Below are 26893 nucleotides of genomic sequence, written 5' to 3' on the forward strand. Positions count from 1 at the left end.
CACTAACAAAGGGAGTCGTTTTTATGGGATTAAAGGAAATTATCGAAGATATTGAGAAGGATGTAGGTCAATTTTCTTCACAATACAAAACTATAGAACATGGTCATACCTATACCATTCCATTTGATCTAAAACCAGCCGAACAGATGCTAGCTGCACTCGGTAGCGTGCAAGATCCAAAAGCCATACTATCAACCGCCCCATCAGCGCTCAAAACTTCAGATAATGCTGCGATTAAACTAAGAGGTTTTACTACCAATACTGCGGATAAAACATTAGCCATTAGTGGCCAGCGTGTTGATCATTTATTACAAAGCAGCAAGATCTATGTCAATACAGCTCTTTTCCCAGAGGGTTTGTACCAGAGGGCGATGCAAGAGGAATTGGTTAGTAAGAAAGCTGAGCTACCTAAAGAAACCAATGGCGTTGATTGGGAAAATCTTGCAGTTGGCGTCTGCCATGCCCAAGAAGTCGATTTGCTTGTCGACACAATTATGAGCAGCCATAAAAGAGCCCATGTTTCAGTCCGTGAAGGCGAGATTAGCAACGATACTCCTGGTTTACTTTTGCTATCAAGTCCCCGATTGAATCTTAAGAGTGCACTTGGCGAGCACATGGATAAAGGTATGCAGGCTCATTTTATCGAGGGCATGTTTTTTAACCTTTTTGATGCAGCACAACGTGAGGGACGACAATATATTGCAATGACCGCAGCTGGTTTAGGTTCTCATGGCGGCAAATCTGAAATGTACTTTAAAGCCTTGATGAAGGTAGCGCAGGCCTTTCCCAAGCTAAATATTGTTTATCATCCTGGTGATCATGAAAAATCATTTAAAAAAGCGTTAAGAGCGGCAAAGCCGGAAAATGTGGTAATGGCTACTAAGAACCTTATTTTTGTTGCTGATAGATTGAATAAAACGGGGCGACCCTGTGCCTTGCATATTCCTGCTGAGAGCGATGTTATCTATGGTTTGTCTGATGTTGGAGGCCACTGGAAATCGAACAATTCTGAAAACCACCACCATCACCTGTTTTCTATCCATAGAAAAGCCGAAACTAGCCAGACCTTTATGGGCGCGCTTTCAACAGCCCCTTTAAACAGCCGTGGCTTGAATCCACGAGCCTATGCAACAGTGATAGAAAGAAACTTGGAAAACCCGCTCCAAACAACTCTTGAAGTCGGTAGAGCAAGTACAAGTCAAAGCCATACTCTAAGCAATGAAACGCTAACAGAACCTGGGCTGCAGATAGAGGTGAATGAAGGCAAAGAACCGGCAACTAGCGAGTTAGTTTCTGGTGAGGGGCGAGTAGAGACTCTAGTAGTACCCAGTCCTGAGAGTCCCAGATCTCCAGAGGCAAACATCGATAAAGCTCCCAAGCACAGAGAGATTCCGCACCCTGTTCCACAGGATGTAGGCCTTTCTGCGTCTACAGAGGTTGAAAACCCCCAACCTTCAAAACCTGTTATTCAAGAACAACCTCCGCAACAGACAACCGTTTCACCAAAAAAGGATGCATCAGATACACTAAGGCACTCAGGCTCGCCTAGTCGAAATGGGATCTTTTCTCCACCAAGTCAATCGACCCAGTCTCCACCAAAGCCTAAACCCGTTGGTAGTTCACTTGATGAGTCGCAATTGCTGCAAATCAATGAGGTCATTGATCGATTAACTGGAGAGATAAATAGTTGCTGGCCTTATCCAAATAAGGATTTAAAACAGGTTAAAGTAGATGCTCTAAATGAGTTAATTACTAAGGCCGAAACAATGAGGATCTCTGATGCTATTGCAGCAATTAAACGAAAGTATCCACGAGTCGATGAAGGATCTCTAAGTACACGTACGGCTGATTTATTGATTCAGTTAGAACAGGGTGCGAGGTCTCATAGTTTGGATATGAGTTAAGTTCAACAGAGCTTAATTGATGATTATCCTTATCTAAGGAAAACCTTGATTCAAGGCTACGAGTTGTCAAATAAGTGTAGCCTTGATGCAGAGTAGCGTAATCAAGGTTTCATTTAAAATTCACTTCTGCATATAAATACCACTGCCTTATCAAAAGCTTTCCTAAAGTATGTAAATTTATTAGTTTAGAATCCCGCAAATAATCTAATTTTAAGCAAAAAGATTTCTTTAAATACCAATTGATACGTTTTAAATATTATTGCATTATATTAATGCAGGATGCATTTTTGATTAATGTAAAAGGAGATTACATCATGGGTGCAACATCATCTATTTTAAACCAACAAGGTAGCTTTACAGCACTAAGTCTTTTAGCATCGAATCCAGAAGCTCAGCTGATTGCCGGCGCTGTAATTGGAGGTGTTGCTGTTACAGTTGCTGGTGCAGCCTTCATTTATAAAGAATTTAAAGCCTATAAAGAAAAAAAACATTTAAATGAAATCAATGCAATAAATAAGTTGCATGAAGAGCATTTGTCAAAAATCGTTGTGCCGGGGAAAAATGAAATTCTATCTTTGCCTGTTATTTTTAAGTTTAAAACAGAAAATGATCTCAAAACCGTTGAGTCCCTTCATTATAACGAAGACATTGTTCGCACCAAGGCCAATAAGTTGCCTGGCCAAACTGATATTGCACTCTCGCTCTATCAGGAAGCTATTCGCGATGCAATCTTAAAGTTAAAAGAATATTATTTTAGCCGCTCGGATAATAATGATACTACCGGCTCCGTTCTCTCTTACTTGCTTGAAATGCTTGATTCTCATTGCCTTAAATTTGAAGGTTATGATTATGATATTGCCTATCTTAAAGCCATTGCTGCCTTTATTGATGCCTATGCCTCTCAAGGTAACAATCAAAATACCAAGCGATTTAGCCACTTAGATGAGGTTTATAGCAATATCGTTAAGGCGCAACATTTATTAGATTTACATAAGGATGTTTTGTCTTTGCAAGAGCTCCTTTCAGATTTATATGATTCATGCCGCAACATGAATGATGAAGCGCTCAGAGTGTTTACGATGATGATCAATCCTAGAAAACACTGGAAACTGATGGAAACGGTAACTAAGAAAGAGTTGTCACAGGGGATGCTAAAAAAATACTTCATTGAAGGGAGTATTTTAGGCTTGATTAACATACCTGATAATGAGACTGATATCCTTGATTCGCCGTTCAAAGACGATTTAATTCACTTGGTAAAATATGCACTAAGTTCAATTGATCCCGAAAAAACACTGGCACTTAGTGACATTCCTAAGGTTGATGTGCAAGTTCCAAATCTGGGGCGGTATATCGAATTAAGGGATAAGGACAACTTAACTCAGGAAGAAAAAACCGAGAAAAAAGGAATAAAAAAGCAGCTTGAGGCCTTTAAATCACTGTTTTATGAAAGCAAGAATTTCGTCACTCTTGAGATGGATCCTAAAACTGCCAATTCCAAACACAAGTATATTCCTGTATCTGAGTATGATGAGGTTGTTAACCGCGCTGGCATAATGATTAACTTTGCAAATTTAATACGCAAAATTATCTCGCTGCAATATTATTCAATTAATCTTATCAAAGGCATTAAGTCCTTAGGTGAAATTGATGTTAGCAATAAATACCATAGAAAAATATTCAACGTACTTGATGAGCTCTGTGCACAAATCCAAAATGATTATTTAAGACTCAAAACGGACTTATACAAAATTCAAGAAAGCTCCAATAATGCGATGCATATTGATGAGATCACCAAGCATAGAGAAAGAATATATGCCTTGTTAGAAACCACTAATACAACAATCGGCATGGCCAAAGATAAAATTAAAAAATATTGGCATAAAAATAGAGAGAAAACTGCCGAACTTAGATTTGACGCGGAATATAATCTTTTCACAGCAGCTCATCTGATTGCAAAAACACATGACCTACCTTGTGCTCAAGAAACTGAACATAGGAGAAAAAGTAGCTCTCATCAAAGCGAAAAAGCTAGAAGAAGAACTTCACATCATGTTTCATCTCAGTCAAGTTCCTCTGTACCGCAATCAAGCTCATCCCTACCTAAGAAACCCATTGCTGCCAGGGAAATCAATACTGCTAAAGACCAGGCACTACAAAGAGTAGAGCTAGTGGAGAAACAAGCTGCTCAAGCCAATGTTGTTAATAGTAATTCTCGAAGTAATTTACCTCAGAAGCCTGAACAGATAGCAGTTACAGCTCGAGAAGCGCCTAATCTTGCTGATAATATTCAATACAATTTTAGTATGATTAAGAAGTCCATTATTTTAATTAGAAAGGAAGAAAGGCCCGCAGCCAGTGATCATGAAGGCCTATCTCTGTTTGCAGAAGAATTGGCAGCCTATCTAGACCTATCAAGCAAGTTGGATCTGGTAAACCAGAAAATTCAAACCATCAATGACGAGGAAAACCTTACAGATCAACGAAAAACAAAGAACCAACATTTAGCTGCAACTCTGGCGGAGGTGACAGAACGAGTAACACAATTTGTTCAGTTGAAAAGGAAGGAACGTATTAAGCAAGCAGCAATCTTATGTCGTGATATTCAGAAGATTTTGACACAGGAAAATCACGCAACTTTTATTGATGATCACAAAGACTCCTTCTGGCGATATGCGAACTCGGTCTTTGGTGCCGGTTTTTTCAGAACTGATAGCAGAATTAAACTATCTAATGTTAGTTCGGCCTGTAGTAACCTAATGGAAATTCTTAGTCGAGAATCGAAGACTGCTAAGATTGAATACGAAGGTGCTTTATAGGAAAGAGTAGTAATAGGTCACGTCTCCCACCCTGGCTCCCAAAGACGTAAGTCATGTCGAACGTAGAGAGACATCTCCTGATGTGTAGCACAGTGCTAACTCCGGAGATCCCTCACTATGTTCGGGATGACAGGCTATGTTAGTGTGACGGGGTGACCTATTACGATATTTATTTGAATCCCCAGGAACAATCCCTCAGCAAATAATATCATCAACAGCATCAGCCCGTTTTTCCAAATCCATAGAGAAATAATACAGTTGCACAACATATTTGGAAATTCCACGTAAAATATCAGGGTAGTCTTCGGTCAGTTGGTTGAATACGTCTTTAGATAAGGCCAGCAAACTAGTGGGCTTGTAGGATATTACATCCAACTCGCACTCTTTGTCTGATAAGGTGGTGAGTAGGCCAAGAAAATCATAGTCTTTGGCATGATTTATTAGTTTTCCCTTCCGTTGAATCTGAACATCTCCACCTTCAAGAATCATATAAATGGTATCTATCATATCCCCAACTCTATAGATCACCTCTTGTTCAGGTACTTGAACGACACGACACTCCTCAGCCAAGGCTATTAATAGTTCTGCTGGGATATGACGAAAAATCGATGATTTGCGTAGCGCAAATACCTTATCAACAGTTTCCATAGTATTCCTTTCATCGAGTTGCTCATTAAGTACCCTCTGTGTCCAGGGATCAAATTTAAAGGCGCTAATCTCTTCTTTAGTAAGAGAGGATTTATTTTCCACAACATCAAACACTTGTTTTGCTAAATGCCTGTCCTTTATAAGCCAATCTAAGTATTCATAAGCAAGCTCCTGCTGGATATTTTGCTGAGTCGATGTTTGCTTAGATACCAGTTTAGGCAAGATGATCATGATCTTTTGCGGATCAGTAATAGCTGCTAAATAACAAATTAATTTTGTTTCGATCAAGTGTTTTCTTAACAGCAGTTCTGATTTTTTATCGTCTTCCTTCTGAGCATTTACCAAACTTGAATAAGCGGCAAGCTCTCTCAGGATAACTGGAATTTGTTTTTGTATAACTTGGTTTAACCTAGGAGCCAAGGGTATTTTAGCCGCTTGCAAAGCGATTTGTTTAGCAAGCTCTACCGAAAACAGAAATGGCATATTGGGTACTAATCGACATAAACCTCGCATCACAGACTGTGAGTTGATCTGACAAAGGACTCGTATCAATGGTTTATAGTTATGCGTGTTAGCTCTAAGGCAAGCTTTGCTCAATAGGTAACCTACATCAGCTTTAAAATCAATGAGGGAACGAGCAGCATCATAGCTGACTCGCTGTTTACCAAGTTGTTGTATCAGGCAACTTGCTAATCGTTTATCCCTAAACTTTTTAGATGCCTGGATGGCCTCCTTAGCAATCCGATAATTGTTATCAATCATAAGTGGTTGGATCGCCTCTACTGGGTTTCCAATAGGAATATTTTTGAGAACTCTTAGGGCATAAAGCCTATGCTCATCCCTTTTATCTTTTAATAACGTTTGCAGGGTATGAATCGCAAGCTCAACTTGCTGCAACTCGCCACCTCTGATCAGAGCAATAATGGCTATGGCTTGATAGGCTGGATTGGAAGAAACCAAAAAATTTTCCGAACGCTGAATGATTTGTTCAGGGTATTTCTTATCTATTAATTGCAGAAGATGCCAAGAGGCCTCTATATCCCTCTCTTTCTCAATCTGATGCACTAACAAGTCCTCTTTAAAAACCTTAGGAAAATGCTCAAGCGCCTTATAAGCTTTGATACGAATTATTGCCTCTGGACTTTCAAATAAAATAAAGAGTCCTTGGGGAATTTGTTGATGATTAGTCCATTTTAAAATGGCTAAGCCGATGCTGATTTTGTAAGAATCCTCATTCGTCAACAATTCATTAACTTGTTGTTTAAGAAAATGATAATCCACAGCCTCAGTAAACAGCGGAAGGTAAAACCGCCTTTCTTTGATGCAGCCTAACAAGGTTTCTCCATAGTAGAGTTTGATTTTATAACCATAAAACAACATAGCTCCCAGAGCTATTAAGCTTAAAAGCTGGTAAGGATAGAATTCATAGTGATAGGCAAACAACATCAAAGTGAGTGAGGCAGCTATTCTTGATAGATTGTTGCTTATGGCCTTAATTAAAATTTGTGCCTTGCTTTTTAAAGAGGATGGCAGGGCGTTTAAGCTTATTTGACGGCCCAAACTTACAAAACTTGCATAGACAATAAGAGCTGATGCATTAAGAAGTGCTATAAGAAAAAGATAGGGGAAAAAAATAGAGGGCACTATCAAGACAACCAGACAAAGGGTTGAAAGAACAAACAAAATCGACAGACCGTAGTTATTCAATAAGCGATTTGAAATAAGCTGAGCAATAAAACTCCCTCCGGAAACTAGCAAATAGAAGACAGTCATAAACTGAGCAATTTCTGTCATGCTGTGATCCTTGCCCAAGATATACATCATCTGATAATTAAATAAGATATTTAAAAAATTAATCAATCCTAGGAATAGGGCAAGGCTTGAAAAAATTGGATAGCCTTTCAATGAGGCGGAACTCATGGAATTTTTGCGGTCTGTTAGAGTCGCCATTTGCGTATAAAACAAGGCTATACAATTTAAGACCATCATGAGGGTGGATAGATACAAAATAGAGTTCTCCCCGAAAGCAGCTACCGCGAAATAAGAAAGAGCGGTAATGCCCATAGAACCTATACTGCTTAAGGCTAAAAATTGATTGGCGTATTCCTTAAAGCGCTTAAACTCAAAGGCTGAACTCGCAATATTCCAGCAAGTGGCGTTAAATATTCCTGATAAAACAATAAGTAAAAAACTATAAATCAGTGCAATAGTTTTTATGTGATTGCCGTTGATGATTAAAAAAAGAACCAAGAGCGCAATTGCGGCAGCTTGCACAATTAAAATGGTTTTTTTGTTATTAGCTCCTAGAATTGGCAGTAAAAAAACCATACTCAAGGCCGAAATTAGGGAGGTGACAATGAAATAATAGGGTAAGGTTGAGCGCGAAAAGTTGCCTAAGTAGAGTGCCGTTGAATAAGTATTTAACAAGATTGCAATACTCACTGAGGACACTAAGATCAAAGTGACACTATAATAGTTGCCTCGTTCATAATCTGATAAGATTTTTCCCATAACCATCCTGGAAATAAGACTTCATTTATCCTTTTTACGATGAAATAAGCTTTTAAGCAATTTCTCTCTAGCCAGGTTTTAAAATGAGTTTGAATTTTCCATTAAACCAATTTACTAATGGGAGGTGAGTCTTGTTGCCAGTGTTGTATACATTTAGGCGTTGTCCTTACGCGATTAGAGCAAGAATGGCGCTTTCCTATGCGAATATTCCTATAGAAGAACGAGAGGTCGATCTTAAAAACAAACCTATTGAACTTATAGCGCTTTCTCCTAAAGCAACAGTTCCCGTTTTAGTGCTTGGGGATGGGACTATCATTGATCAGAGTCTCGATATTATTAAATGGGCTTTAGGGCAATCTGATCCGGATAAATGGCTGTCAAAGGAATTAGAGAAAGAGAGTAGTGAGCTAATCTATTCTAATGATTATCAATTTAAGCCAATTCTTGATAGCTATAAATATTATCAAAGAGCTGAGATACAGGATCCAATTTACTATCAGCAACAGGCTGGAAAATATCTTAGCCTACTTAACAATCTATTAATAAAACACCAATACTTATTAGCAGATCGCATTACTATTGCCGACATTGCGATTTTTCCTTTTATACGGCAATTTTATATGGTTGACGAGAAATGGTTTATCAATAGTGAGTTCACTTATCTTGTTGATTGGTTGAAGTTTTTTCTAGATTCGGCACTATTTCTACGTGTCATGGTTAAAAAAAGTTAATACAAAAGCCATATCGAAGGAAAACCTTGATTACGCTGCACTGCATCAAGGCTACGATTTGTCAAATAAGTGTAGCCTTGATGCAGCGCAGCGCTGAGTGATCCTGACATTTTTTTAAACAGAAGGAATGTACCATATAAGTTCTTTCTGTTCTTTTGTATGTCATTCCCGCGTAGGCGGGAAACCATTTCTCAAAGTGGTTCCTCACTTTGTTTGCACGATGGTTTCCCGCCTACGCGGGAATGACACACATATAAGTCAAAGTGACTGATTAATGTTCATATAGGTATCCAAATGATACTTTGATTAAAAAAGTGTCAGGATCGCTCAGAGCGCAGTGTAATCAAGGTTTCATTTAAAATTTACTTTTTTAAATAGACTTTAAGCTGAGACGCGCGTTTGGTGCTGCAGCAGCAACAGATCTTTGATTAGTTGTAAAGGGCGCTTGCTTGTTCCTTGCGGCATTATTGCTAGAGCTATCCCTGTCCTTTGAAGAAAAGAGTCCATGAGACTGCATTTGCTTGGCCAGGGCAGGGACATCATTCCTATTATTCTTTTGCCGATTATAAAATTGATCATGAAAGGGACGATCGTGTTCTCGCAGCAGTTTCAAATGCCGCGTGCGTATGGTCGTGCCTAGGTTGTTTGTTTGCGGCCATTGACTATTTAAGACAGCACAGTAGAAATTTTCGACTAAGAAGGCTCCACAATCTGTACTGTTATCTTGTTCTAAGCAATAAGCGCCTGGCTTGACCCTGAGATTAGGCATGGCAAGGTTTGGCTTATTGAGTAATTGATCATTAAGGTGCTGTGCCAATGCCTGGTTGTTCTGTTTAAGGCTATTAAAGAGGGATATATTGGTTATTTTTTTATGGTTAATTTCCAGGAGCAGTTCAACCCAGTGATTGTTGTTGACTAAGACAGGGATTAAGGCGCGATGGAGCCGGTTTGTTGTTTGCGCAGCTTGTAAATACTGTTTTATAGTAGCTGCTGGGCTATTAAGCCCTGTTGAATTGAGGTCAGTAGAGGCCAATATTGCAGTGTCTGCTATATTTTTCTCCTGTAGTCGCAATCGCAAGATAGTCTGGATGTCTTCAGAACTGTATTGATATTCTGAATTAATAACTGGCTGCTTGTTAGCCTGATTTACTGGGACTGTTGTCGTTTGGGTCTGGGTTGTCTGGGGTTGTGCGGGAGCACTTGACTCGACAATCGAATTAGCTCCCTCTTCCTCGCCTTCGGAGATTGTTAAGGTGAATAATTGGTTTTTATCGAGGGTTCTTCTTAGTTTTTCTATGACTTTATGGTGGTGAGCCAGGCCATGAAAGTCCAGAGCTCGGTCCATCAAGTTAATAGCTAAGGTCTTGATTTCATTTTTGTTATCTTCATCCTTTTCAAGGGCTCGGCGGATTTGCAGGGCTTCGATGAGATTCAACACGACACGATGATCGCGATACATTTGGGCTTTGTTAACTAAGAAGTTAATAAAGGTTGTGCATTCATCGATTGGTAGATAAACGATAATGGGTGCAAGCAGGTTGGTACGCCCAAGGCTAAAGCGTTTAGCCAGGCTGCAGGCTTTGATGAGTAAGCAAAAGTGCTTGGCATTTGACTTGCTGATTAATTGACAAAGTTGTGCGGAGTTGCTGTTGTTAAAAAAACTGGTAACTAGTAAGTCGGCAGCTTTTTCCCCGTCTGCCTGGTGGGCGTTGGGAGGTAGTTTTTTAGCTTGGGCTTGCTGAACTCTTCGGTGAATAGAGGCGAGTGAATCTAGTTTCGTTTCCAGCAAGGTTTCCAGAGCGCTAAAGTCATTCGCACTAATGAGCTGATAAATACGGTTGTTAGGGGCAGCGACCCTTGCCGCTGCTGGCCTGGGCTTCGGCCTGGGTGTTGTTGCGGGCTGTTGCTGCCTTGGCGAAGGTTGAGATATAGGCGCGCTAGTGCTTTCCTCACTGGCAAGGGCTTCGCAAGGGATAACCGGCGCTACTTCACCCCGCAATTGCTGCTGTAGGTAGTCATGCCAAGCTGGGCAGTGTTGTTGCAAAGTGCCTAGCTTGTCCTTAAATCCTTGCTGAATATCAGCAGGGAAATGTGCCAAGGGAAGGATTAAGGCATCGACCAGTTGCTTAAATTGGGGGCTGAGTGCCTGCTGATGTTGGCTAAAGACGAGTAGGGATTGAACAACCCTGGCGACAAAGATAGGCGACAAATAAGGCAACGAGAGGATTTTTTCCAGGAGTTGCGATAAATAAGTGCTATCTAGTTTAGCCCTAAGATTCTCAGGTAAATTCCCTAGGCCAAACATCGCATGGATGCAATCATGGCTGCTGAATTGAGCGCAGGGTATCTTAGTCATGAGCGCGTTGACCTGCCTTCGCTCAAGGTTCGAAGAGAGCCGGCTTTAAACAGGCGGCCAAGGTTATTTACTGCGTTAGAGATATCCATGCTGCTAAGTAATGGCGAGCTCAATAAGAGGTTGAGCAGCATATCAATAGTCTCCGCAGGCAGTTGCCCTATTAGTCTTCCTTTTATTGCTAGTTTGCCGATGCCGTTAAGGCTGTTGCCAAGTTGACGGGGTTGAATATCTTTTGCGGCAAAGGTTGAGAAAGGCTGCAAGAGGAGGCTTAGGTCCTTGGCTTCAAAGGATCCTGTCAGCTTTCCATTTATTGCTAAATTACCGAGGCTAGTAAGGATGTTGGCAATGGCTTGGGGATCAATATCTTTCAGGGTGACTAAACGCTCTAAGAGAGGTTTTAGATCCTTGGCATCAAAGGAGCCTGTCAGTTTTCCATGTAGTGCTAAGTTACCAAGACTATTGATGCTGTTGGCAATGAGTCGAGCTTCAATATCTTTCTGGGAGACTAGCTGAAGCATTTGAAGATGAACGAAGAACTAAACGATCAAAAACTGAGAATTACCTTGGCATTTCGTGATCTTCTCTACTTCAATAAAGCTAATCGGTACTTTCCTATTTCTTGGAACCCAAGTGCTTTATAAGCCTGTATAGCTGAGTTGTCGTTGGTGAACAAAATGGCTCTTTTGACTTCCTTTTTCATGGCCTCTTGCAGGCAAAGATACACTGCTATTCTGGCAAACCCCTTATTTCTTAAAGGGTAGGGGGTATAAACAGGGCCTATCTGAACAATGTCTGGAAGACTTGCATTAAATCCACAGAGTGAAACAGGGGTATTATCTACGAATAAGACCCAGCGATTTTCATTGAGCTGCTTATCTTGAATTTCATTCAAGATGGATTCCTCTAACCCGAGATCGCTTTCTTCTTGACCAAGGGCTTCAATTTGGTAGGCAATCAACCACTCTTTCATAGTATCTACTTCGCAATCTTGTATCGTTTTAATCGAGCAGTTATAGGTCTCAATAGCCTTTGGTCTAAGCATTTTTTCAAGGTTAAGTAGGAATAATTTTTCTTGGTAATTCACAGCAAATAAAGACGATTCTAAGGCTAACTTTTCGATGACAAAGCTGGCTTGAGACTCTTCACCTAAGATTCCAGCAATTGGCCTTGTTCTGTTATGTTCAAAATCGTTGACTAAGGTTTCTAATAAAGAGAGATTTTCTGCTTGCATCATTAGATTGCCATTCCAATAGTGAGCTAAAACGCCATTCAAAAGGCTGTTTTCAAAAGCACCATAATATTCACCATGAAAAGCTCTGTTCTGATAAATTACTCCTGAATGAAATAGATTGCTCCTAAGAAACATTGTCGTTTCTTGATAATGGCTGAGATAGGATGACAATTCATCGAGATGTGATTCATTAAGTTTTTTTATCTCTATCATATTTGACTCATTCTGTTCGTATCTAAGTCTTTAAGAATAACTATTAAAACCTAATTAGACCTCTTAAGGCTAGCCGAAGTTAGTAGGTTTATCATTTAAGCCGATTAGCTACTCTTTGGAAGGGAGGAGAAAAGAGTCCCTTCTCCCCGTTTGCGGGGAGAAGGTGCCCGAAGGGCGGATGAGGGGCTTCTGATTCGAAGTTCTTTCCTGATATTTGCCTCAAAGGGGCTGAGTTGCTCAGCGCGAACGGTTATATAATCCCTTAACTTAATGGTAGTGACCTTAGAAACAAGGAGCATGCGAAGTTACATCGCTAGAGAGGCTACTTGTTCATCCCAGCTAATATCAGCCTATAGCCATTGCCGGAAAGATAAATATACTATATAATTGTTTAATTTTTAAACAAGGGGTATATTATGGGGACTTTTAGAATAGATGAGGCAACGCTTATGGAAGACGGTGATGCTTTTGTTTCCGCATTTTGTCTTATACCTCCAACAGAATCTATCATGGATTTAAAAAAGTCTAAGCTTTATAGCAAATCGTCCTATACCTTAGGCAGAGCCTTTGGTTCTATGCCCTCATCTATCACAGAAATCGATTTAAGTTTGAATTCTCTACACCTCAAAACGGTAGAAGAGTTACAAGAAATGTTTAGCGGTTTAACTGAAAGTGTTCGGAAAATTAATATAAGCCTTAATGGATTCAAACGCTTTTCTGAGGAAGAACTGATTGCAATTATCTCTTCAATGAAATTTGTTGAGGAGGTTATCTTTGTAGAGAGCACCCTTACTAACGATCAGCGGCAGGAACTAGCGACAATCTTGCATCAGGCTACCAACAAAACGATCATCACTAGTTTGCAGAAGCCTTCTTTCTTTAGCCTCGAAACTCTAGCTTCAAGCTTTGAGAACCACCATGAAGAAATGAGTTTTAGCTAAAAGGTCGCACTATTTTGAGGAGGGCTCGGGTCATTGGGCTCTTCCCTTATGACTGTACCCTTTAAGGTCTGCTTGAAATCCGCTTGGTTTTTAGCATTATATTTGCTAAGAACATCCTCTCTCATTGCTTCTGGTACTAAGGTTCCTGAAGCGCCTATTTCGTAGTAGCCCATGGTTTCTTCATTACTACGTACCCCTTTATTTTCTAAGTCGCTAATCGCCTCATAGTCTAATAAGCGGTTATACATTTCGCCAACCTCAAGAACTGAGTGATGACCACCATGAACAATTGTCCCGCAGAGGAGAGTTGATAGATATTGTGCTGATTCAGGATCAAAATTATTTTCGCTATCATTAAAAACACCCAGATCATGCAGTGCGATTAAGGCGCGAGCTGTAGTGCCCGATGCTGTTGCAACTAAAGGTAAGGGCACATTATCATCCCCTCCTAAGCGCGCTAATTTTTGAATTGAGGGTTGTGGAATATTCAATTGTTGAAAATTTGCCGGGCGTTGCCCAGGGTTTTTAGGAACACGATAATAATCCATTTGTTTTGCTAAATTCTCCAAGGTTTCTTTTGCTTCAGCTAATTCCTCTGTAGAAGTATCCTCCTTAGATTCAAGGTCACTAACGTGCATCGCTTGCTTGTCATACTGTGTGGCAATTATTTTTGCTCTTTGAACAGCATCAGCCGTTGCAAAAGCAGCTTTTCCTGCCTTATGCATTCGCTCAGGATCTGAGGGAATATTGTTAACCGGAGCAATATCCTTTCCAACTTCAGTGCCAATACCAAAACTAATTGCTCGATGCTCCGTTTGGCCCATTTCTGTTCTTTGTACGCGAATAGCAAGTTCCTCTGGCGTTGGAGTAATCATATCTTTGATACCGTCAAAATTCGGTCCATGCATTGCTTTTGGAAAACGTTCAACATAGGTAAAAGAACAATCCGTTATAGCCTTCATAACGCCAGCAAGTCCTGCCGGTTCTGTAATAGCCATGATGTTCTCAGTGGTCATTCGGTCAGAGAGTCTAGTTAAAAGCGTCTTTTGTAATTCCTTATCCGCCAAAATTGCACGTTTAGATTGTTCAGGCATCGCGCCTCCCCATTGCAAGCCGTCACTTGAATGTTCAGTAACTAGAAAATCCAAGACCTTTGTCTCATGATCTTCTAGAGGAGTATTTGAGTTTAACTTAGCAAGGATAGGAGTAATAACAACAGCTTTTAGTCTCTCAGCAGCTTTTGCGGCATGGGCTTTACTTACATCGTTATCAACAGCTACATCTAAAATCGAACTTGCAAAGTTACTGTCTAGCTTAACAGTAGGCATAACATCTGGTTTCCATTATCTTTCCCTATTATTCAGTATAGCTGCTAATTAGCCGTTTAGGTTGTTAGGGTGGATATGGAGGAAAACCAGAATTGTTGTAATAGGAATTGCTTAAGTTTTCTCTAAGTTTAAATCTATAAACCGAGGATCAGCTGTTAGTTTTTGAACAGTTCGGTCATAAATTGTAGTATCTATAGTGGGTAGGGGTATTGTCTCAGCATATTCGAATAAAAGATCGCCCAAGTGAACCGTCCTTCTTCTAAACTGGAATTTTGCTTCTTCATAGTAAGATTTAAAATAAGGATTTTGTGCCCAGCTAATAAACGCTCTTAGCCAAGAATCTAAGGGCGTGGCATCGTAATTGCGAATGGTTATGCAGTCTTCCCAGGCTTGGATCATCACGTTGCTTATAAACTGTTCTTCAATAAGCCCATTCACTGTCAACGGTGACTTTTTATTGGGTAATATAACCATGTTATACAATTGTAAGTTATACATAAAAAAGGAAGCTAAAAACTCAGGCCTAATGTTATGGCTCGATGTTAGAAGCTGATGAGGATAAAGCCATAATTTGTCAACGGCTTCTTTGGTTTTCGTAATGCGCGAAAATTTTTGATTGTTTTCAAAGGCAATTGAAGTCAATACGATGTTAAATCCAACAAAGATGATAGCTACAGAGGCTAAGGTTGAAAAAAAAACATTAATGCGAGTGTTTTTATATTCTTCTGTGTTTGGATATTTAACAGTCACATAGAAACTAAATATCAAAATACAAATAACGACGATACTAATGATTATTGGCACTATATCAGTAGTAAAAGTATATTGATTCCCATGCAACATCTGCTTTCTCCATTTGTTATTAAAGTAATAGGTCACGCCCCCCCTAACATAGCACGTCATCCAGAGCGTAGCGAAGGATCTCCTGAATGTGGCACTGTGGCTAGTCCCGGAATCCTTCACTACGCTCTGGATGACGGGGTAGGGGCGTGGCCTGTTACTTATTAAACAGTCAAAAAAATTAATTCTTTCATGCTAATAACCCAATTAAACGCATTGGTGCCTCAGTTGCTTGCCTGATTTTTAGTGGCAGAGCCATAATAAAACTACCTTTAGATGGTAATAGTTCACTATTTGCAATGTTCTCCACGATGTATCGTCCTGAGCTTAAGAGGATGCGATGCACAGGGTAACCAACATCTGGCCTGTCAGGCGATAAGGTATCTATGCCTAAACCCACAATGTCCCGTGAAACCAGCAAGGTAGCTGTTTCAGCGGCAACACTGGGGAACTGGTAGTTGTTACGATATTGCTTGGGGGTATTCCAAAAACGTGACCAGCCAGTTTTGATGATAAGGAATGAACCAGGTTTAATCAGGCCATATATTTTTTCAAAATCAACGATATCTTGGGGTGTCACGCTGTATGATTCATGCGCTTTTGGAGATACATCAATAACTACGCAGGGGACGACCAATTGTTCCAGAGAGATTTGGTCTATAGACAGGCCATCAGGGTAGCAATGTGAGGGGGCATCCATATGTGTTCCCATCCCTGCTGGCATCCCAAAACTTTGCACGCGAAATCGGGGTTCGTCGGTACAGTCAGAATAATCCAATACTATTGATGAGGAAAAACCACATCCATCCTCCCAAGCGGGGCTGTTTTCATCTAAGGTATGGGTTAATTCAATGAGTTGATAGGGAAATTTCATTGGATAATTCCATGGTCTTGATAATAATTGAATGTTGGTGCATTTTGAGCATTCTCAAATTAAATTTATTTAACTGACCATAGATTACCATGATTCAAATAGACAGTCCTTTCATGTTGCATTTTAAGCAATTAACGCTGGAAGACCTTCCTTTAATGCACCGCTGGTTTAATTTGCCACATGTACAAGGGCATTATTCTTTGCGGCCGTGGTCGGAAGAGGAGATCTTTAATAAGTTGAACCCCTATATCACAGAGAAAACTCCGGTATCAGGTTATATCATTTTTCTTGAAAAAAGCCCCATTGGCTATATTCAAAACTACCGTCTCCTTGATTTTCCTTGGGATAACCAAGATTTGGATGAGACGATTGTTGCCAAGGCCTCAGGGATTGATTTATTTATTGGGGAACCTTCGTATTTAGGTATTGGTTTGGGTGGGGTGATTATTAGGCAATTTCTGGATGAAAAAATCTGGCCTTCATTTGACTATTGCCTTGTGGATCCCTCTACAGATAACATCTGCGCGATTCGATGTTACGAAAAATTAGGCTTCAAAAAACACAAGATTATTAACACGAAAGATGCTTTGTCAAAGCCAACACAATTGCTGCTCATGATCAAATCATCTTCATAAGCCGGGCTATTCCTAAGAAGAATTTGGCTGAAGGTTTAGAAACCCTAATCCGCCCTTCGGACACCTTCGCCCCTAAGGGGAGAAGGTGGCGCGAAGCGGCGGATGAAGGGGAAATCCAAACTTTTCACTAAGATTCAAACACGTCCCCCGAACAGGGGAAAGCGTTGTTAACTATAAGTAAATTCCGAACTGCCAAGCGCTGCTTCTGCAATAAAAGCCTTACCAATATTAAATTCGCTTGTTTCCGTATTCTCAAAATCTTCATCAGAAAAATACAAGCCTTTTACATGGGGTAAACATCCTTTAATAGCAGCTATCTGCTCGGGCTCAAACTGATTTTCTCGTAAATCGATGTACCGCAATTGCTTATGTTCAGACAGGGCTGAAAAGAATCTAACAAGCTCATCTGTCGATTTTTCCCCCAAATCATTTCCTATAAGGTTTAATTTTTTGAGGCTAAGAGGTAAGGCTTGGGCAATTTGCACTAAATGATCGATTGCTTGGACATTAAAATCATTAAAAGACAAATTTAATGACTCTAGTTTTTGATGAAAGGACTTAAAGGCAGCCTCTAACTGGCTTACCGATTTCATCCCCAGGTAGTTACCCGTTAAATTCACAAAGTGTATATTCGAATTAACTGCAGCGACGAGTTTCGGAAGTTTGTTGCCGGTTAATTCATCACCCAGGCAATTAAAACTTAAATCCAGCGAAGTTAACCAGGCTGAGAGGTGAGAAATTGCCTCGATGCTTTCGTCAACATGTAGATGCAGGTCATTAGTTTCTAAATCAAGATAGTTGGCGGTGTCTGGAACGGTTTTAAAAGCAGCGAGGAACTCTTCTTTCGTTTTTTCATTAAGTTCGCTGAGCTTAAAATAAGTCACTTCTTGTTCTTGTGGCTTAGTAAATAGGGTAAAACATTGAGCTGCATAACCTGGTTTTTCATTTTTACGCATTACAACCTCCTTATGAGCGAAATTATCAGCTAGTCAACAGCGAACGCTATTTTAGCACAATTTAAAATCAAAGTAACATAAATTTGAACATAAAATTCAAAGTATTAACTACAAATCAGGGCTAGGGGTGGGCTTTGGCTCATTGTGCAAACGCATTTGTGCCATGCCTTGCTTATACTCATTAAATACTATTTTTTTCAAATCGGCTTGCATTTGCGTGACTGCCTGAATGGCATTCGATTTACCAATAAGGTTGGTTTCACCAAACTTAGTTATCAACTCAGTTCGCAGAACTTTAACTAAGTCTAAAGCGCCACGGGGATTATTCTTGGCTAATTGTTCAGCAATCTCATATAAGCCTGTTTCCAGTTGTCCCGCTTTCTGAATACCAGTGCTATTTCCGATCCTTTGGCTATCAACATAGGTTTGATAGCTATTCAAATAGTTAAGAATACTATTGGCGATTTTATTAACGGGTTTATTGGGCTCTTGCTTATATAACAAATCGATTTGCCGTTGAATGAGATATTGTTTGAGAGTACCGCTAAAGGGTGGAACATCAGGGCCTTCTTTTACCCAGGTAATTTTTTTATTAGGATCTGACTGGTTAGCATTTGGCTCAAGATTATTAAATATGGGAAGCACTTTGGCATAAATTTGATCCATAGGGACACGGTTTTTAAGTTGCTGATCGATGGTCGATTGTATAGTTAGTAATTTTGAAGTGCGTAAGGCGTCCTTACAATTATTAATTACGAAATTACCATATTCCTCAAAAATCGTATCAATCTGTGACCGTATTTGTTGAGGCGATTCCTGCATTTTTTCAGAAGAAATATTATTATAAATTTCTACCAAGGAGCTATGAACATGGGCAATGCCTGCATCATCATTGTTAGCTTTCATGTCGCGGAGAAGATCAAGAAATCCTTGTTTAGCATCCTCAACCCCTTTTTTAATAGCTTCCTCGGGAACACTACCAATTCTTTCGAAGGTTTCTGCCATTTCTGCCATTTCGCTCAGAGAGCCCATACCAGGATAGTCTCGCCAAAATTTGGAGGGATCTCCACCGCCAAATCCCGCAACCTTTTCACGGTTTAGAAAATCCTGAACCGGATGAGCAGTATCTAGCGCGGCCCCAAATAGAGAGGGTGCAACAGGTACATTCAGTAAGTCGTTAAAGGCATGGCCTAAATCAATTCGGGCGATCTGTGATTGTTGAACAATTTCATCTGTTTCCTCATCTATAAAAAGATTAGTAACCACCATCATATTACCTGGATTAACGTCATGATCACCCAAAACAGCAGAGATGCCTATTGAGTCTCGTAAGCTGCTTTTTAGCTCAACCATCTGATTGCTATCTAAGCCTATCTTACCACTATCTGAAAGCTGGCCTGGCACGAAGGAGGCGTGCCCCTTTTTCTTGCCTTTCAAGGGGGCGGGGCCGGGGGCTATTGCTTGGGCATAATCATCCAGAGTCTGTACCACATTGCCCTCTAAATATTTCGAAGCAATTAGTGCTCTTTTTTTATGTTGATCGTAGACAAGTATTATCTCTGGAAGCGTAGTACTTGGTTTATCAAAACTCGCTAACATACTTCGTCCAATGCAAGAGGAGATAAATTCACCAAAATTCTCGCGTTCAGTACGTTTGGCTTTGAGTTGCCTGGTATAAGTATTATCAAGAATAGAAGGTTTTAATTGATAGGAACTATTGTTCGATCTCCTTAGAACCCGTTTACTACCGGTAACTCCGCCTGAGGACTTTGCAGTCTCGAGAGCAAAATCATCGATACTTGTTGTGCTTCTGGGGCGTGCTGTGTCTGTTGTTTTGGCTTTCATAATAGTCAACCTCAAACTTTTTTTATTCTCACGCATAGACTATGCCAACAGTTTGAAAATTGAAAATGAAAATTGAATCTATACTTTAAATTAATGATAGTTGTTAAGGACGGCTACTATGAATGAACTTGATATCTTGAATTTATTTTATGACGAAATGGTTGCGCGAGGGGAAACCCGTGAAGCTGTATTTTTGAGTATTGATGAAGAAATGGTTGGTTTTCTTAGTGCGAAAATTAAGGAGCCTGTGAGTTTAGAGTACGCGCAAAAAGTAACAGATATTTGCATTGCCAATGAATGGCTTGAGCGCACCACGGCCGATCCGGCTTATAACTATCTTTCTTTGACTGCTGCAGGCTTGCAGGTTGTCCTCGCTGCACAATACCGCTAAGCTCGCCGCGCATAGATAGCAATCGACAAGAGAACCAAGCCCATTCCGAAACCTTGCAGGCCTGTCAGGCGTTCACCAAGAATAAGCCAGGCAAGAATAACTGTCGCCATAGGCATAACTGCTGTTGAAAGTGAAGCAAAAACCCCATCGACCTTCTGCGAGCCAAAATACCATAACACATAAAATAAGCCTGAACTTAAGCCTAGAGCGAGCAAGATCAACCAGGACCAGGGCGTGATGCTTAGCGAATCAAAGGAGGCCAAAGCGTTCAACGGTAGCAAGATTAACGCATTGATGGCGTTGATTAGCGAGGAGATTAAGAAAGGGGGCAGACGATTGGAATGCAGTTTGGATAAGATGTAATAAGACGCTTCTGGTATAAGGGAAAGCAGAATAATAAAGTCACCCAAATAAGAATGAGTTAGGGTCGGACCTTGAAATTTAGACCAGGCGATTATCACTAGTCCCAGGGTGGCAAATGCAATACAGATGCTTTTTTTACCTGAGATTTTTTCGCCAAGAACAACCCAGGACATCAAAGCAATAGTCGCTGGTAGGGCGCTGGTGATGATGCCAGCCACATTGGCGTCGGTATAATGCAAACCTAAAAGCATCAAGAAATTAAAGAGTACCCCGGCAGTAAGCGCTTGGGCTAAGATGAAGAACCAATCCTTTTTGCCAAGTAAGGAAAAATGCTGCTTGACTGTTAGCTTTCTTGCAGGGGTTAGCCAATGCAAGGGGAATAGGATTAAGGCTGCCAAAGCAAAGCGCAGGGTTAACATGAGCTCTAAGGGCAGGGAGGCAATCAGGTATTTCGAAGCAACGATATTAAGGCTCACCATGAGCTGGGCAAGGATTAGGAAGCAAACGGCTTGTGGGAACTCGTATTTCATCGATCTTAGCTCACTGGTTTGTAATTTCTTTAGGGGAAAGTCGTCGCTTGGAAGCAGCGAAGCGGAATCAAGATTTCATTTTAGCGATTCTAATGCTAATTAGATGATTTGTATTTATCCCCGACAGGCAAAGACTTTGCTGAAAGCGTCATTTCACGCCACTGTGAGGGACTTAGGCCAAAAACTTGGGTAAATCGTCTGCTGAATGCAGCTAAATTTTCATAGCCCAGCCTATAAGCGATGGCTTCTATAGAAAGATTTGTAGAACTCAGTAGCAACTGGGCATAGGCAAGTTTTTTTCCACGCCAATAGTCTGCGAGCGTCTGCCCCATTTCTTGTTTGAAACGTCGTTGTAACTGGCTAGTACTTAAGTGACAGTTTTTAGCCAAGTTATCCAGATTTACTGGTAAGGTGAAATGTTGGTCAATCCACTGTCTTGCAAGGGATACTCGCTGATCCTGATGTACTCTGAGTAGAGGCGACAGGAGTTTGAATAGCATAGTCTGCACAAGATAATCAGAGAAAAGGTCATTGGTGTTTTCCTTGAGATAGGCAGGGATGAAGGCCAGATATTTTTCGGTTGCTGCTGTCAGGGCTATAAAGGCTGGGATTTGACCTCTTTGCCAGGGCAGGTTTTCTTCTTTAATATCGACGACCAGAAAATTATTGTCGCGGCTTGCCGAAAAACAATGGCTTTCACCAGGCGCGATAAAGGCTGCGGTACTTGTGTTAACAAAGCCATAATGAGTCCCAGTCTCTAACTCCATTTCACCCTTAATAGGTAGTACGAATTGCGCATAGTCATGGCAATGCCTGCTTTTTTCTGCATGATAGGAGCGTAGTGATAAGGGCAAAATTTCTGATGACATTGCTGGAAATCAAAATGAGTTGATTGGCTCATTATATCAAAGAAGTAAATCATTGTGTCTTTCTCCTTTGTACGGGACAAAAAAGAGAAATCCTTTAATTTGTTCCGAATCCCCGAGGCCAAGCCGCGGGAATTCGAATTTTTTCTAGAATTACAAATTTTTGTCCCCTATAAAGGTCGTTTCTGCGCAGTAATCAGAAACTAAGCCTGCCACAGGGAGTTAAGAAAATATTGCTTAGAGTCAGTAAAATTCTTAATCACTTTAAAGCGCGAAGAACGTGCCAAATTATCGACATCTGTCAGGGAATATTTCTGCGATGATTCAACATGAATAGCTTCAAATTCCTTGAAGTTAAACGATTTTTTCAAGGAATCGATATAAACAATTTGGGCTTTGTTAGAGACAAGATAGCTTTCCATTGCTTTGGCGTAAATATTATAAGTCCCATAATGATAAAAGGAATCAACATTAAAATTACCGCCTAATTCATTATTCATTCGCATTAATAAATTTAAATTAAAATCTCGGGTAATACCGGCACTATCGTTGTAAGCTCGCAGTAAAACATCAATATCTTTTAAGAGGTCAAAACCAATTAATACATAATCACCAGGGTTGAGAAAATCATGAAGCATGCCTAAAAATTCTTTTGAAGAATTTAAACTGAAATTACCAATACTTGAGCCCAAGAAAAGCAGAAAATTGCGTTTATTTGAATGGGATCCAAGCCATTTTACCCCGTTCAAATAGTCAGAATTTAGGGCAATGGTTTCGAGATTAGGTAATTGCTGATTGAATTTATCGACGATCTGAGTCAGGTATTTTGCGGAAATATCAATGGTAAAATAGCTAAACGAAAGCTGTTCACTTAAAAACTCATCAATTAAAAGGCGAGTCTTTATTCCCTCTCCGGGGCCTAACTCAATAAGATTAAAATCGTCATTAGTTAGAATAGTGGCTAGCTCCTGTTTATAACGACTTAAAATTTCCAATTCGCAACCGGTAAGATAATAATCGGGATGCCGGGTAATCTGGTTAAACAAGTCGCTGCCTTTTTCATCATAAAAATACTTTGAGTTTATGGCCTTATTTGTCTTTGATAAACCGAGACGAATATCGTGAATAAACTCTTGTTTTTTGTCATGAGAAATATGAGTATTAGACATTAAGGTTTCAAATTTTGCTGACATTTCTTCACCCCTTATTTATTGATTTGGCCAAGCGAATTCCGCTAAATTGCCAGCGTTTTTCAGGCTGAAAAAAATTGCGATAGCTGCTTCGGATATGTGAGGCAGGGGTAGCACAGCTGCCACCCCTTAAAACCATTTGGTTAGTCATGAATTTTCCATTGTACTCAGCTAACTCGCCGCTAAGTGGTGTATAACCTGGGTAGGCTGAATAGGGGCTCGCTGTCCACTCCCAAAGTTCGCCAAAAAATTGCTGTGCTAAGGCACCATTGTTATTGCTTGCTGCTTGCGGATGGAAAAGCCCGGTTTCCATAAAATTTGCCTTGGTGCTATCCAGATTATGAAGGTTAACAAAATGCTCCCATTCTTCCTCCAGAGGTAATCTGGCGCCGCACCACCTAGCATAGGCATCGGCTTCATAGAAGCTAATATGAGAGACTGGCTCTTGTTCATCCAAGGGCTTTAAACCATTTAGAGTGAAAATTAACCATTCATTGTCCTGGTTATGCCAATAGTTGGGAGCCTGCCAATGATTTTTTAGCACAGTATCCCAGCCATCTGCTAGCCACCAACGCGGATCCTCATAGCCACCATCCTTGATAAAGGCTAGATATTCGCCATTTGTAACCAACTGCGTTGCTATTGCATAGGGGCTAAGAAATTTTTTATGAACAGGCAATTCGTTATCAAAACAGAAATCCCCTTGCTTATAACCAATGTCAATCAGTCCTCCCTCAGTCTCAATAAATTGAAGTCTAGCGCTCTTTGAGGGGCTGTTTAGCTCCGTGCTTTCTTGATAACAGGGAAAGTTAGGATCAATGGCAAAATTATGTTTAATATCCATTAACAGAAGCTCCTGATGCTGCTGTTCATGGTGCAAACCTAGAATGATTAGCGGATCTAATTCCAACAATAGTTCTGCTGAGGCCTCTTTGGCTAAAGCGATTAGTGCCTGGTCAACATGTTTGCGGTAAGCATAAATGGTTGCAACAGTTGGGCGCGATAATAAACCTCGTTTCACCCGTGGAAAGGGAGTACCAATCCCTTGATAGTAGGAGTTATACAAATAACGAAACGAGGGATCGAAACTTTGATAGGTTGGCAAATATTTGGCTAAGATAAAGGTTTCGAAAAACCAAGTAGTGTGTGCTAAATGCCATTTTGGCGGACTTACATCGTCAATACTTTGGATGACATAATCTTCGATTTCTAGCGGATCGCATAAAGTATTGCTTTGTTGCCGCACCTCTTGAAAACGTTGGCAAAGTGCTTCCTTATTCATTAATCATTCCCTAAATGAGTTATTAAATTTTCATTTAGATTAAATTATAGTCTTGTTTTTTATAAATTGAGGTGAGCTAGGGGTTAAGGAAGGCTTTGTCATTCCCGCAAAGGCGGGAAACTATTTCTGGCGAAGCACAATGCCAATGTAGAGATGGTTTCCCGCCTTCGCGGGAATGACAAATGAGCAGTGGAGCTCGTAGGTAGATACTGCCATTATAAAAATCTTGAGCTCTTTGCCAGCAACAAAAAGCTTTCATCAGTCCTAATCTCATTAATCAGATTTTCAAAATCAAGTGCTCCATTCCCTGTTGTTTTAAGTTCTTGGTATTCAGAACTATTTTTTATTTGATCTATTTCCTTAGCCAAGTCCTCAGCGGTTTGAATAGCGCCGGAATCAATTTTTTCAATAAGCTGTTCCCTGAATTGATCCAAGATTGTATTTTGAAGTTGTTCAGCGTCTGCAGAGTAGGTGAAAAAACTGGGTCTAGTTGCAGCTGGTTTCTCCGCCATTGCTGCTGTTTGCGGAATAGGGGGGGAGGCTAGCTCAGGATAGTCGCCTTCAAATGAATTAGAGATGAAGAGATCAGACCTCACTGAGAGGCCGCCACCTGGTACTGGAACCACTTTTACTCTGGCATAGGGCTCCCTTGCTTTTATGACAGCGACAAAATGATTGGCGTCTTGCTTTGTGTTAAATAAGCATTTTATCCCTTTGATAGGTTGCAAGGGATCTGCACTATAATCAAAAGCAACAGCTTGGATAGTGGGAATCTCCCCCCTTAGTAAATTTATCTTCGGCATCAGTACAGTTAGTTGCTCTTGTATTCTGTCTTCACGAATCTCTGCTGCTTTCTGAGTCCACTCTTTTATTGAACTCAGAAAGTCAATCAGCTGTTGAACAGCTTGTTTTTGGAGAAAAAGTTCATCAGAAATTTCAATCATCCCCTCGGTCTTGTAAGAAGATTCAAAGACTATTTCGTTTTCCTCAAGGTATTTTTTTATGCATAAATAACCTAGCTCATCAGGAATGCTTATTTGAAAAGGATCAAAGGACGGAGGGGAAATCACAATGAAATTGTGACTAAGAGCATCTGCTAATAATAATTGTCTTTGGTATATCTCATTAGTTCTTTGTGTTTCTGAGTCAAGATAGTGAGCTATTATTTCATTTAAAAGAGGGTTTTCTCGTACTAGTGACGGGTTGCACTCTACTACATAGCCTTCGAAGTCTGGTGTTAATGTTAAAGTTGCATCTGAACATAGACTAGGATCCTTTGCCTGTATTGCTGCAACAAAAGTGTCTGCTTCTCGCTTTATATTAAAAAAAATCCTTAGGCTGACAATAGGATTTAGGGGATCGGTAGATAGAGTAAAATCAAAGTCCTTGATAGCTCTAATTTGCTGACATAAGACGTCTAGCCCTGCTCGCAAACAATCTTGTTCTTCCTCTATTAGTTTTTCTTGTTCTAATGATATTTGCTCAAGCGGATCAAAGAGATTACGTGGATCGTCCAGAGCCTGCCGTAAATCTTTGATAGCGCCATCCTTGGGGCGACTATGTTCTGCACGAGTCTCAAGGTATTTGGCTGTTGCAGACTCAAGAGCAAATTGATATTGGATTTCTAAAATTGGTACAACTTTCACCTGCCAAATAAGCGCGTTCACATAATCGTTATGTTGTTCTGGCGTTCTAGGAAAAATGGATCTTAGCGCTGTCAGCATTGCATAGTTTGTATATTTTTGACTCTGGAGCTGGTACCAGGTCTGTTGAGCCTCTTGTAATTCTTCCCCTGCCGCATTGATAGCGGTTAACCCTTCATTAGTGAATCCGTAAAATGAAAAGGGCTGGCCTATTGGTCCTCCGCCATACAAGTAAGTATGGGTTACCTCGGGGTCGCCGATAAACTCCGGTGTTAGAGCATGTACCTTGATTTGAGCGTATCCTGCTTCAGCAAGTTTTCTAGCTACGATTTCAGCGAAGTTTTCATGTAAAACGCCTTGGGAATCGAGCCAGCGTAGTCCACCTTCACATCCTAAAATATCGACATCCCTTATAGGTACACGTCCATTATTATGTGTTTTTACTAGCTCTAACTGAGCGATGAGTATGTCCGCAAATTCAGTTGCTGAGAGACTATTGCCAGAAGCGCTGTGTCCTATTGTTCCATATCCTAAATGATCTAGAAAACAGAGACGTTCTGGTATAGTTCCATCCATTTCCCTCGCAAGTTCTCCAGAGCTTGTACAGAGGAACTCACCTGTGCCAAAACTTGTAAGACACTCATTGGGATAGGCTTGTTGAAGTGAATGCATGTCGTTTATTGCATGGGGTGTAAAAAGACCAATTAGCATTGTTGTGAGTAAATGAAAAACCATATTTGTTATTTTAGTACATTTAACTTAAAATTTAACCATATAGGGCAATCAAGGTTTTCTT

General features: G+C 40.4%; 20 protein-coding genes. 6 read left to right on the top strand and 14 right to left on the bottom strand.

Features of this window, described 5'->3' with window-relative positions; all coding sequences use genetic code 11:
* The first annotated feature begins 23 nt into the window (after window positions 1-23).
* Both BN1094_RS13590 and BN1094_RS13595 read left to right on the top strand, forming a co-directional pair.
* Entirely contained in the window at window positions 24-1904 is a 1881-nt protein-coding gene (locus tag BN1094_RS13590) for a hypothetical protein (RefSeq protein WP_044011635.1), read from the top strand.
* Between the two features lie 314 nt (window positions 1905-2218).
* Window positions 2219-4723, top strand: a complete 2505-nt coding sequence (locus BN1094_RS13595) for a hypothetical protein (RefSeq protein ID WP_044011636.1) — start codon at window positions 2219-2221, stop codon at window positions 4721-4723.
* A gap of 195 nt (window positions 4724-4918) precedes the next feature.
* On the opposite strand, the gene BN1094_RS13600 is transcribed toward BN1094_RS13595, so the two are convergent.
* A complete protein-coding gene (locus tag BN1094_RS13600) occupies window positions 4919-7882 on the bottom strand; it encodes a cyclic nucleotide-binding domain-containing protein (protein ID WP_044011637.1) in 2964 nt (987 codons plus the stop codon).
* Window positions 7883-8022: 140 nt separating this feature from the next.
* Here BN1094_RS13600 and BN1094_RS13605 point away from each other — a divergent pair, with 140 nt between their 5' ends.
* A complete protein-coding gene (locus BN1094_RS13605; RefSeq protein ID WP_281175079.1) occupies window positions 8023-8613 on the top strand; it encodes a glutathione S-transferase N-terminal domain-containing protein in 591 nt (196 codons plus the stop codon).
* A gap of 370 nt (window positions 8614-8983) precedes the next feature.
* Here the strand turns inward: BN1094_RS13605 and BN1094_RS13610 are convergent, their stop codons facing one another.
* From BN1094_RS13610 to BN1094_RS13620, 3 genes are all read right to left on the bottom strand, one after another.
* Window positions 8984-10969, bottom strand: a complete 1986-nt coding sequence (locus tag BN1094_RS13610; protein ID WP_044011639.1) for a Ulp1 family isopeptidase — start codon at window positions 10967-10969, stop codon at window positions 8984-8986.
* Complete coding sequence (locus BN1094_RS13615; protein ID WP_044011640.1) at window positions 10966-11487, bottom strand: hypothetical protein; 522 nt, start codon at window positions 11485-11487, stop codon at window positions 10966-10968. The genes BN1094_RS13610 and BN1094_RS13615 overlap by 4 nt, the downstream gene beginning before the upstream one ends.
* A 65-nt stretch (window positions 11488-11552) precedes the next feature.
* Window positions 11553-12413 (bottom strand): GNAT family N-acetyltransferase, encoded by an 861-nt coding sequence (locus tag BN1094_RS13620; RefSeq protein WP_044011641.1) that lies wholly within the window; start codon window positions 12411-12413, stop codon window positions 11553-11555.
* A 416-nt stretch (window positions 12414-12829) separates the two neighbouring features.
* On the opposite strand from BN1094_RS13620, the gene BN1094_RS13625 reads away from it, so the two are divergent.
* On the top strand, window positions 12830-13354 hold the full coding sequence (locus BN1094_RS13625; protein ID WP_044011642.1) for a hypothetical protein: 525 nt from the start codon (window positions 12830-12832) through the stop codon (window positions 13352-13354).
* Here the strand turns inward: BN1094_RS13625 and BN1094_RS13630 are convergent.
* The 3 genes from BN1094_RS13630 to BN1094_RS13640 all read right to left on the bottom strand — a co-directional run bounded on the left by BN1094_RS13630 (window position 13351) and on the right by BN1094_RS13640 (window position 16396).
* The gene (locus BN1094_RS13630) at window positions 13351-14682 is read right to left on the bottom strand and encodes a hypothetical protein (protein ID WP_044011643.1); all 1332 of its coding nucleotides are present in this window, start codon (window positions 14680-14682) and stop codon (window positions 13351-13353) included. The two genes, BN1094_RS13625 and BN1094_RS13630, sit on opposite strands and share 4 nt — an antisense overlap.
* A 111-nt stretch (window positions 14683-14793) precedes the next feature.
* Window positions 14794-15525: a hypothetical protein gene (locus BN1094_RS13635; RefSeq protein ID WP_044011644.1), complete on the bottom strand. Its 732-nt coding sequence runs from the start codon at window positions 15523-15525 to the stop codon at window positions 14794-14796.
* 187 nt (window positions 15526-15712) lie between these two features.
* On the bottom strand, window positions 15713-16396 hold the full coding sequence (locus BN1094_RS13640) for a cyclase family protein (protein ID WP_044011645.1): 684 nt from the start codon (window positions 16394-16396) through the stop codon (window positions 15713-15715).
* Window positions 16397-16485: 89 nt separating this feature from the next.
* Between BN1094_RS13640 and BN1094_RS13645 the strand changes: the two genes are divergently transcribed.
* The gene (locus BN1094_RS13645) at window positions 16486-17031 is read left to right on the top strand and encodes a GNAT family N-acetyltransferase (RefSeq protein WP_052403298.1); all 546 of its coding nucleotides are present in this window, start codon (window positions 16486-16488) and stop codon (window positions 17029-17031) included.
* Window positions 17032-17198: 167 nt separating this feature from the next.
* Here BN1094_RS13645 and BN1094_RS13650 read toward each other — a convergent pair whose 3' ends face one another.
* Entirely contained in the window at window positions 17199-17987 is a 789-nt protein-coding gene (locus BN1094_RS13650; protein ID WP_052403299.1) for a leucine-rich repeat domain-containing protein, read from the bottom strand.
* A 108-nt stretch (window positions 17988-18095) separates the two neighbouring features.
* Window positions 18096-19832 (bottom strand): hypothetical protein, encoded by a 1737-nt coding sequence (locus BN1094_RS13655; protein ID WP_141650490.1) that lies wholly within the window; start codon window positions 19830-19832, stop codon window positions 18096-18098.
* A gap of 118 nt (window positions 19833-19950) precedes the next feature.
* On the opposite strand from BN1094_RS13655, the gene BN1094_RS13660 reads away from it, so the two are divergent.
* Window positions 19951-20223 carry a hypothetical protein gene (locus tag BN1094_RS13660; RefSeq protein ID WP_044011646.1) on the top strand — a complete coding sequence of 91 codons (273 nt, stop codon included), beginning with the start codon at window positions 19951-19953 and terminating at the stop codon, window positions 20221-20223.
* Here BN1094_RS13660 and BN1094_RS13665 read toward each other — a convergent pair.
* From BN1094_RS13665 to BN1094_RS13685, 5 genes are all read right to left on the bottom strand, one after another.
* Window positions 20220-21116 (bottom strand): DMT family transporter, encoded by an 897-nt coding sequence (locus BN1094_RS13665; protein WP_044011647.1) that lies wholly within the window; start codon window positions 21114-21116, stop codon window positions 20220-20222. The two genes, BN1094_RS13660 and BN1094_RS13665, sit on opposite strands and share 4 nt — an antisense overlap.
* Before the next feature lie 95 nt (window positions 21117-21211).
* Window positions 21212-21985 carry an AraC family transcriptional regulator gene (locus tag BN1094_RS13670; RefSeq protein ID WP_044011648.1) on the bottom strand — a complete coding sequence of 258 codons (774 nt, stop codon included), beginning with the start codon at window positions 21983-21985 and terminating at the stop codon, window positions 21212-21214.
* A gap of 200 nt (window positions 21986-22185) precedes the next feature.
* The gene (gene egtD, locus BN1094_RS13675) at window positions 22186-23175 is read right to left on the bottom strand and encodes an L-histidine N(alpha)-methyltransferase (RefSeq protein ID WP_052403301.1); all 990 of its coding nucleotides are present in this window, start codon (window positions 23173-23175) and stop codon (window positions 22186-22188) included.
* A gap of 4 nt (window positions 23176-23179) precedes the next feature.
* Window positions 23180-24454 (bottom strand): ergothioneine biosynthesis protein EgtB, encoded by a 1275-nt coding sequence (egtB, locus tag BN1094_RS13680; protein WP_044011649.1) that lies wholly within the window; start codon window positions 24452-24454, stop codon window positions 23180-23182.
* 215 nt (window positions 24455-24669) lie between these two features.
* Window positions 24670-26769: a hypothetical protein gene (locus tag BN1094_RS13685; protein WP_141650491.1), complete on the bottom strand. Its 2100-nt coding sequence runs from the start codon at window positions 26767-26769 to the stop codon at window positions 24670-24672.
* Window positions 26770-26893: the final 124 nt, after the last annotated feature.

This window comes from Legionella massiliensis, from assembly GCF_000756815.1.
GTDB classification, from domain to species: Bacteria; Pseudomonadota; Gammaproteobacteria; order Legionellales; family Legionellaceae; genus Tatlockia; species Tatlockia massiliensis.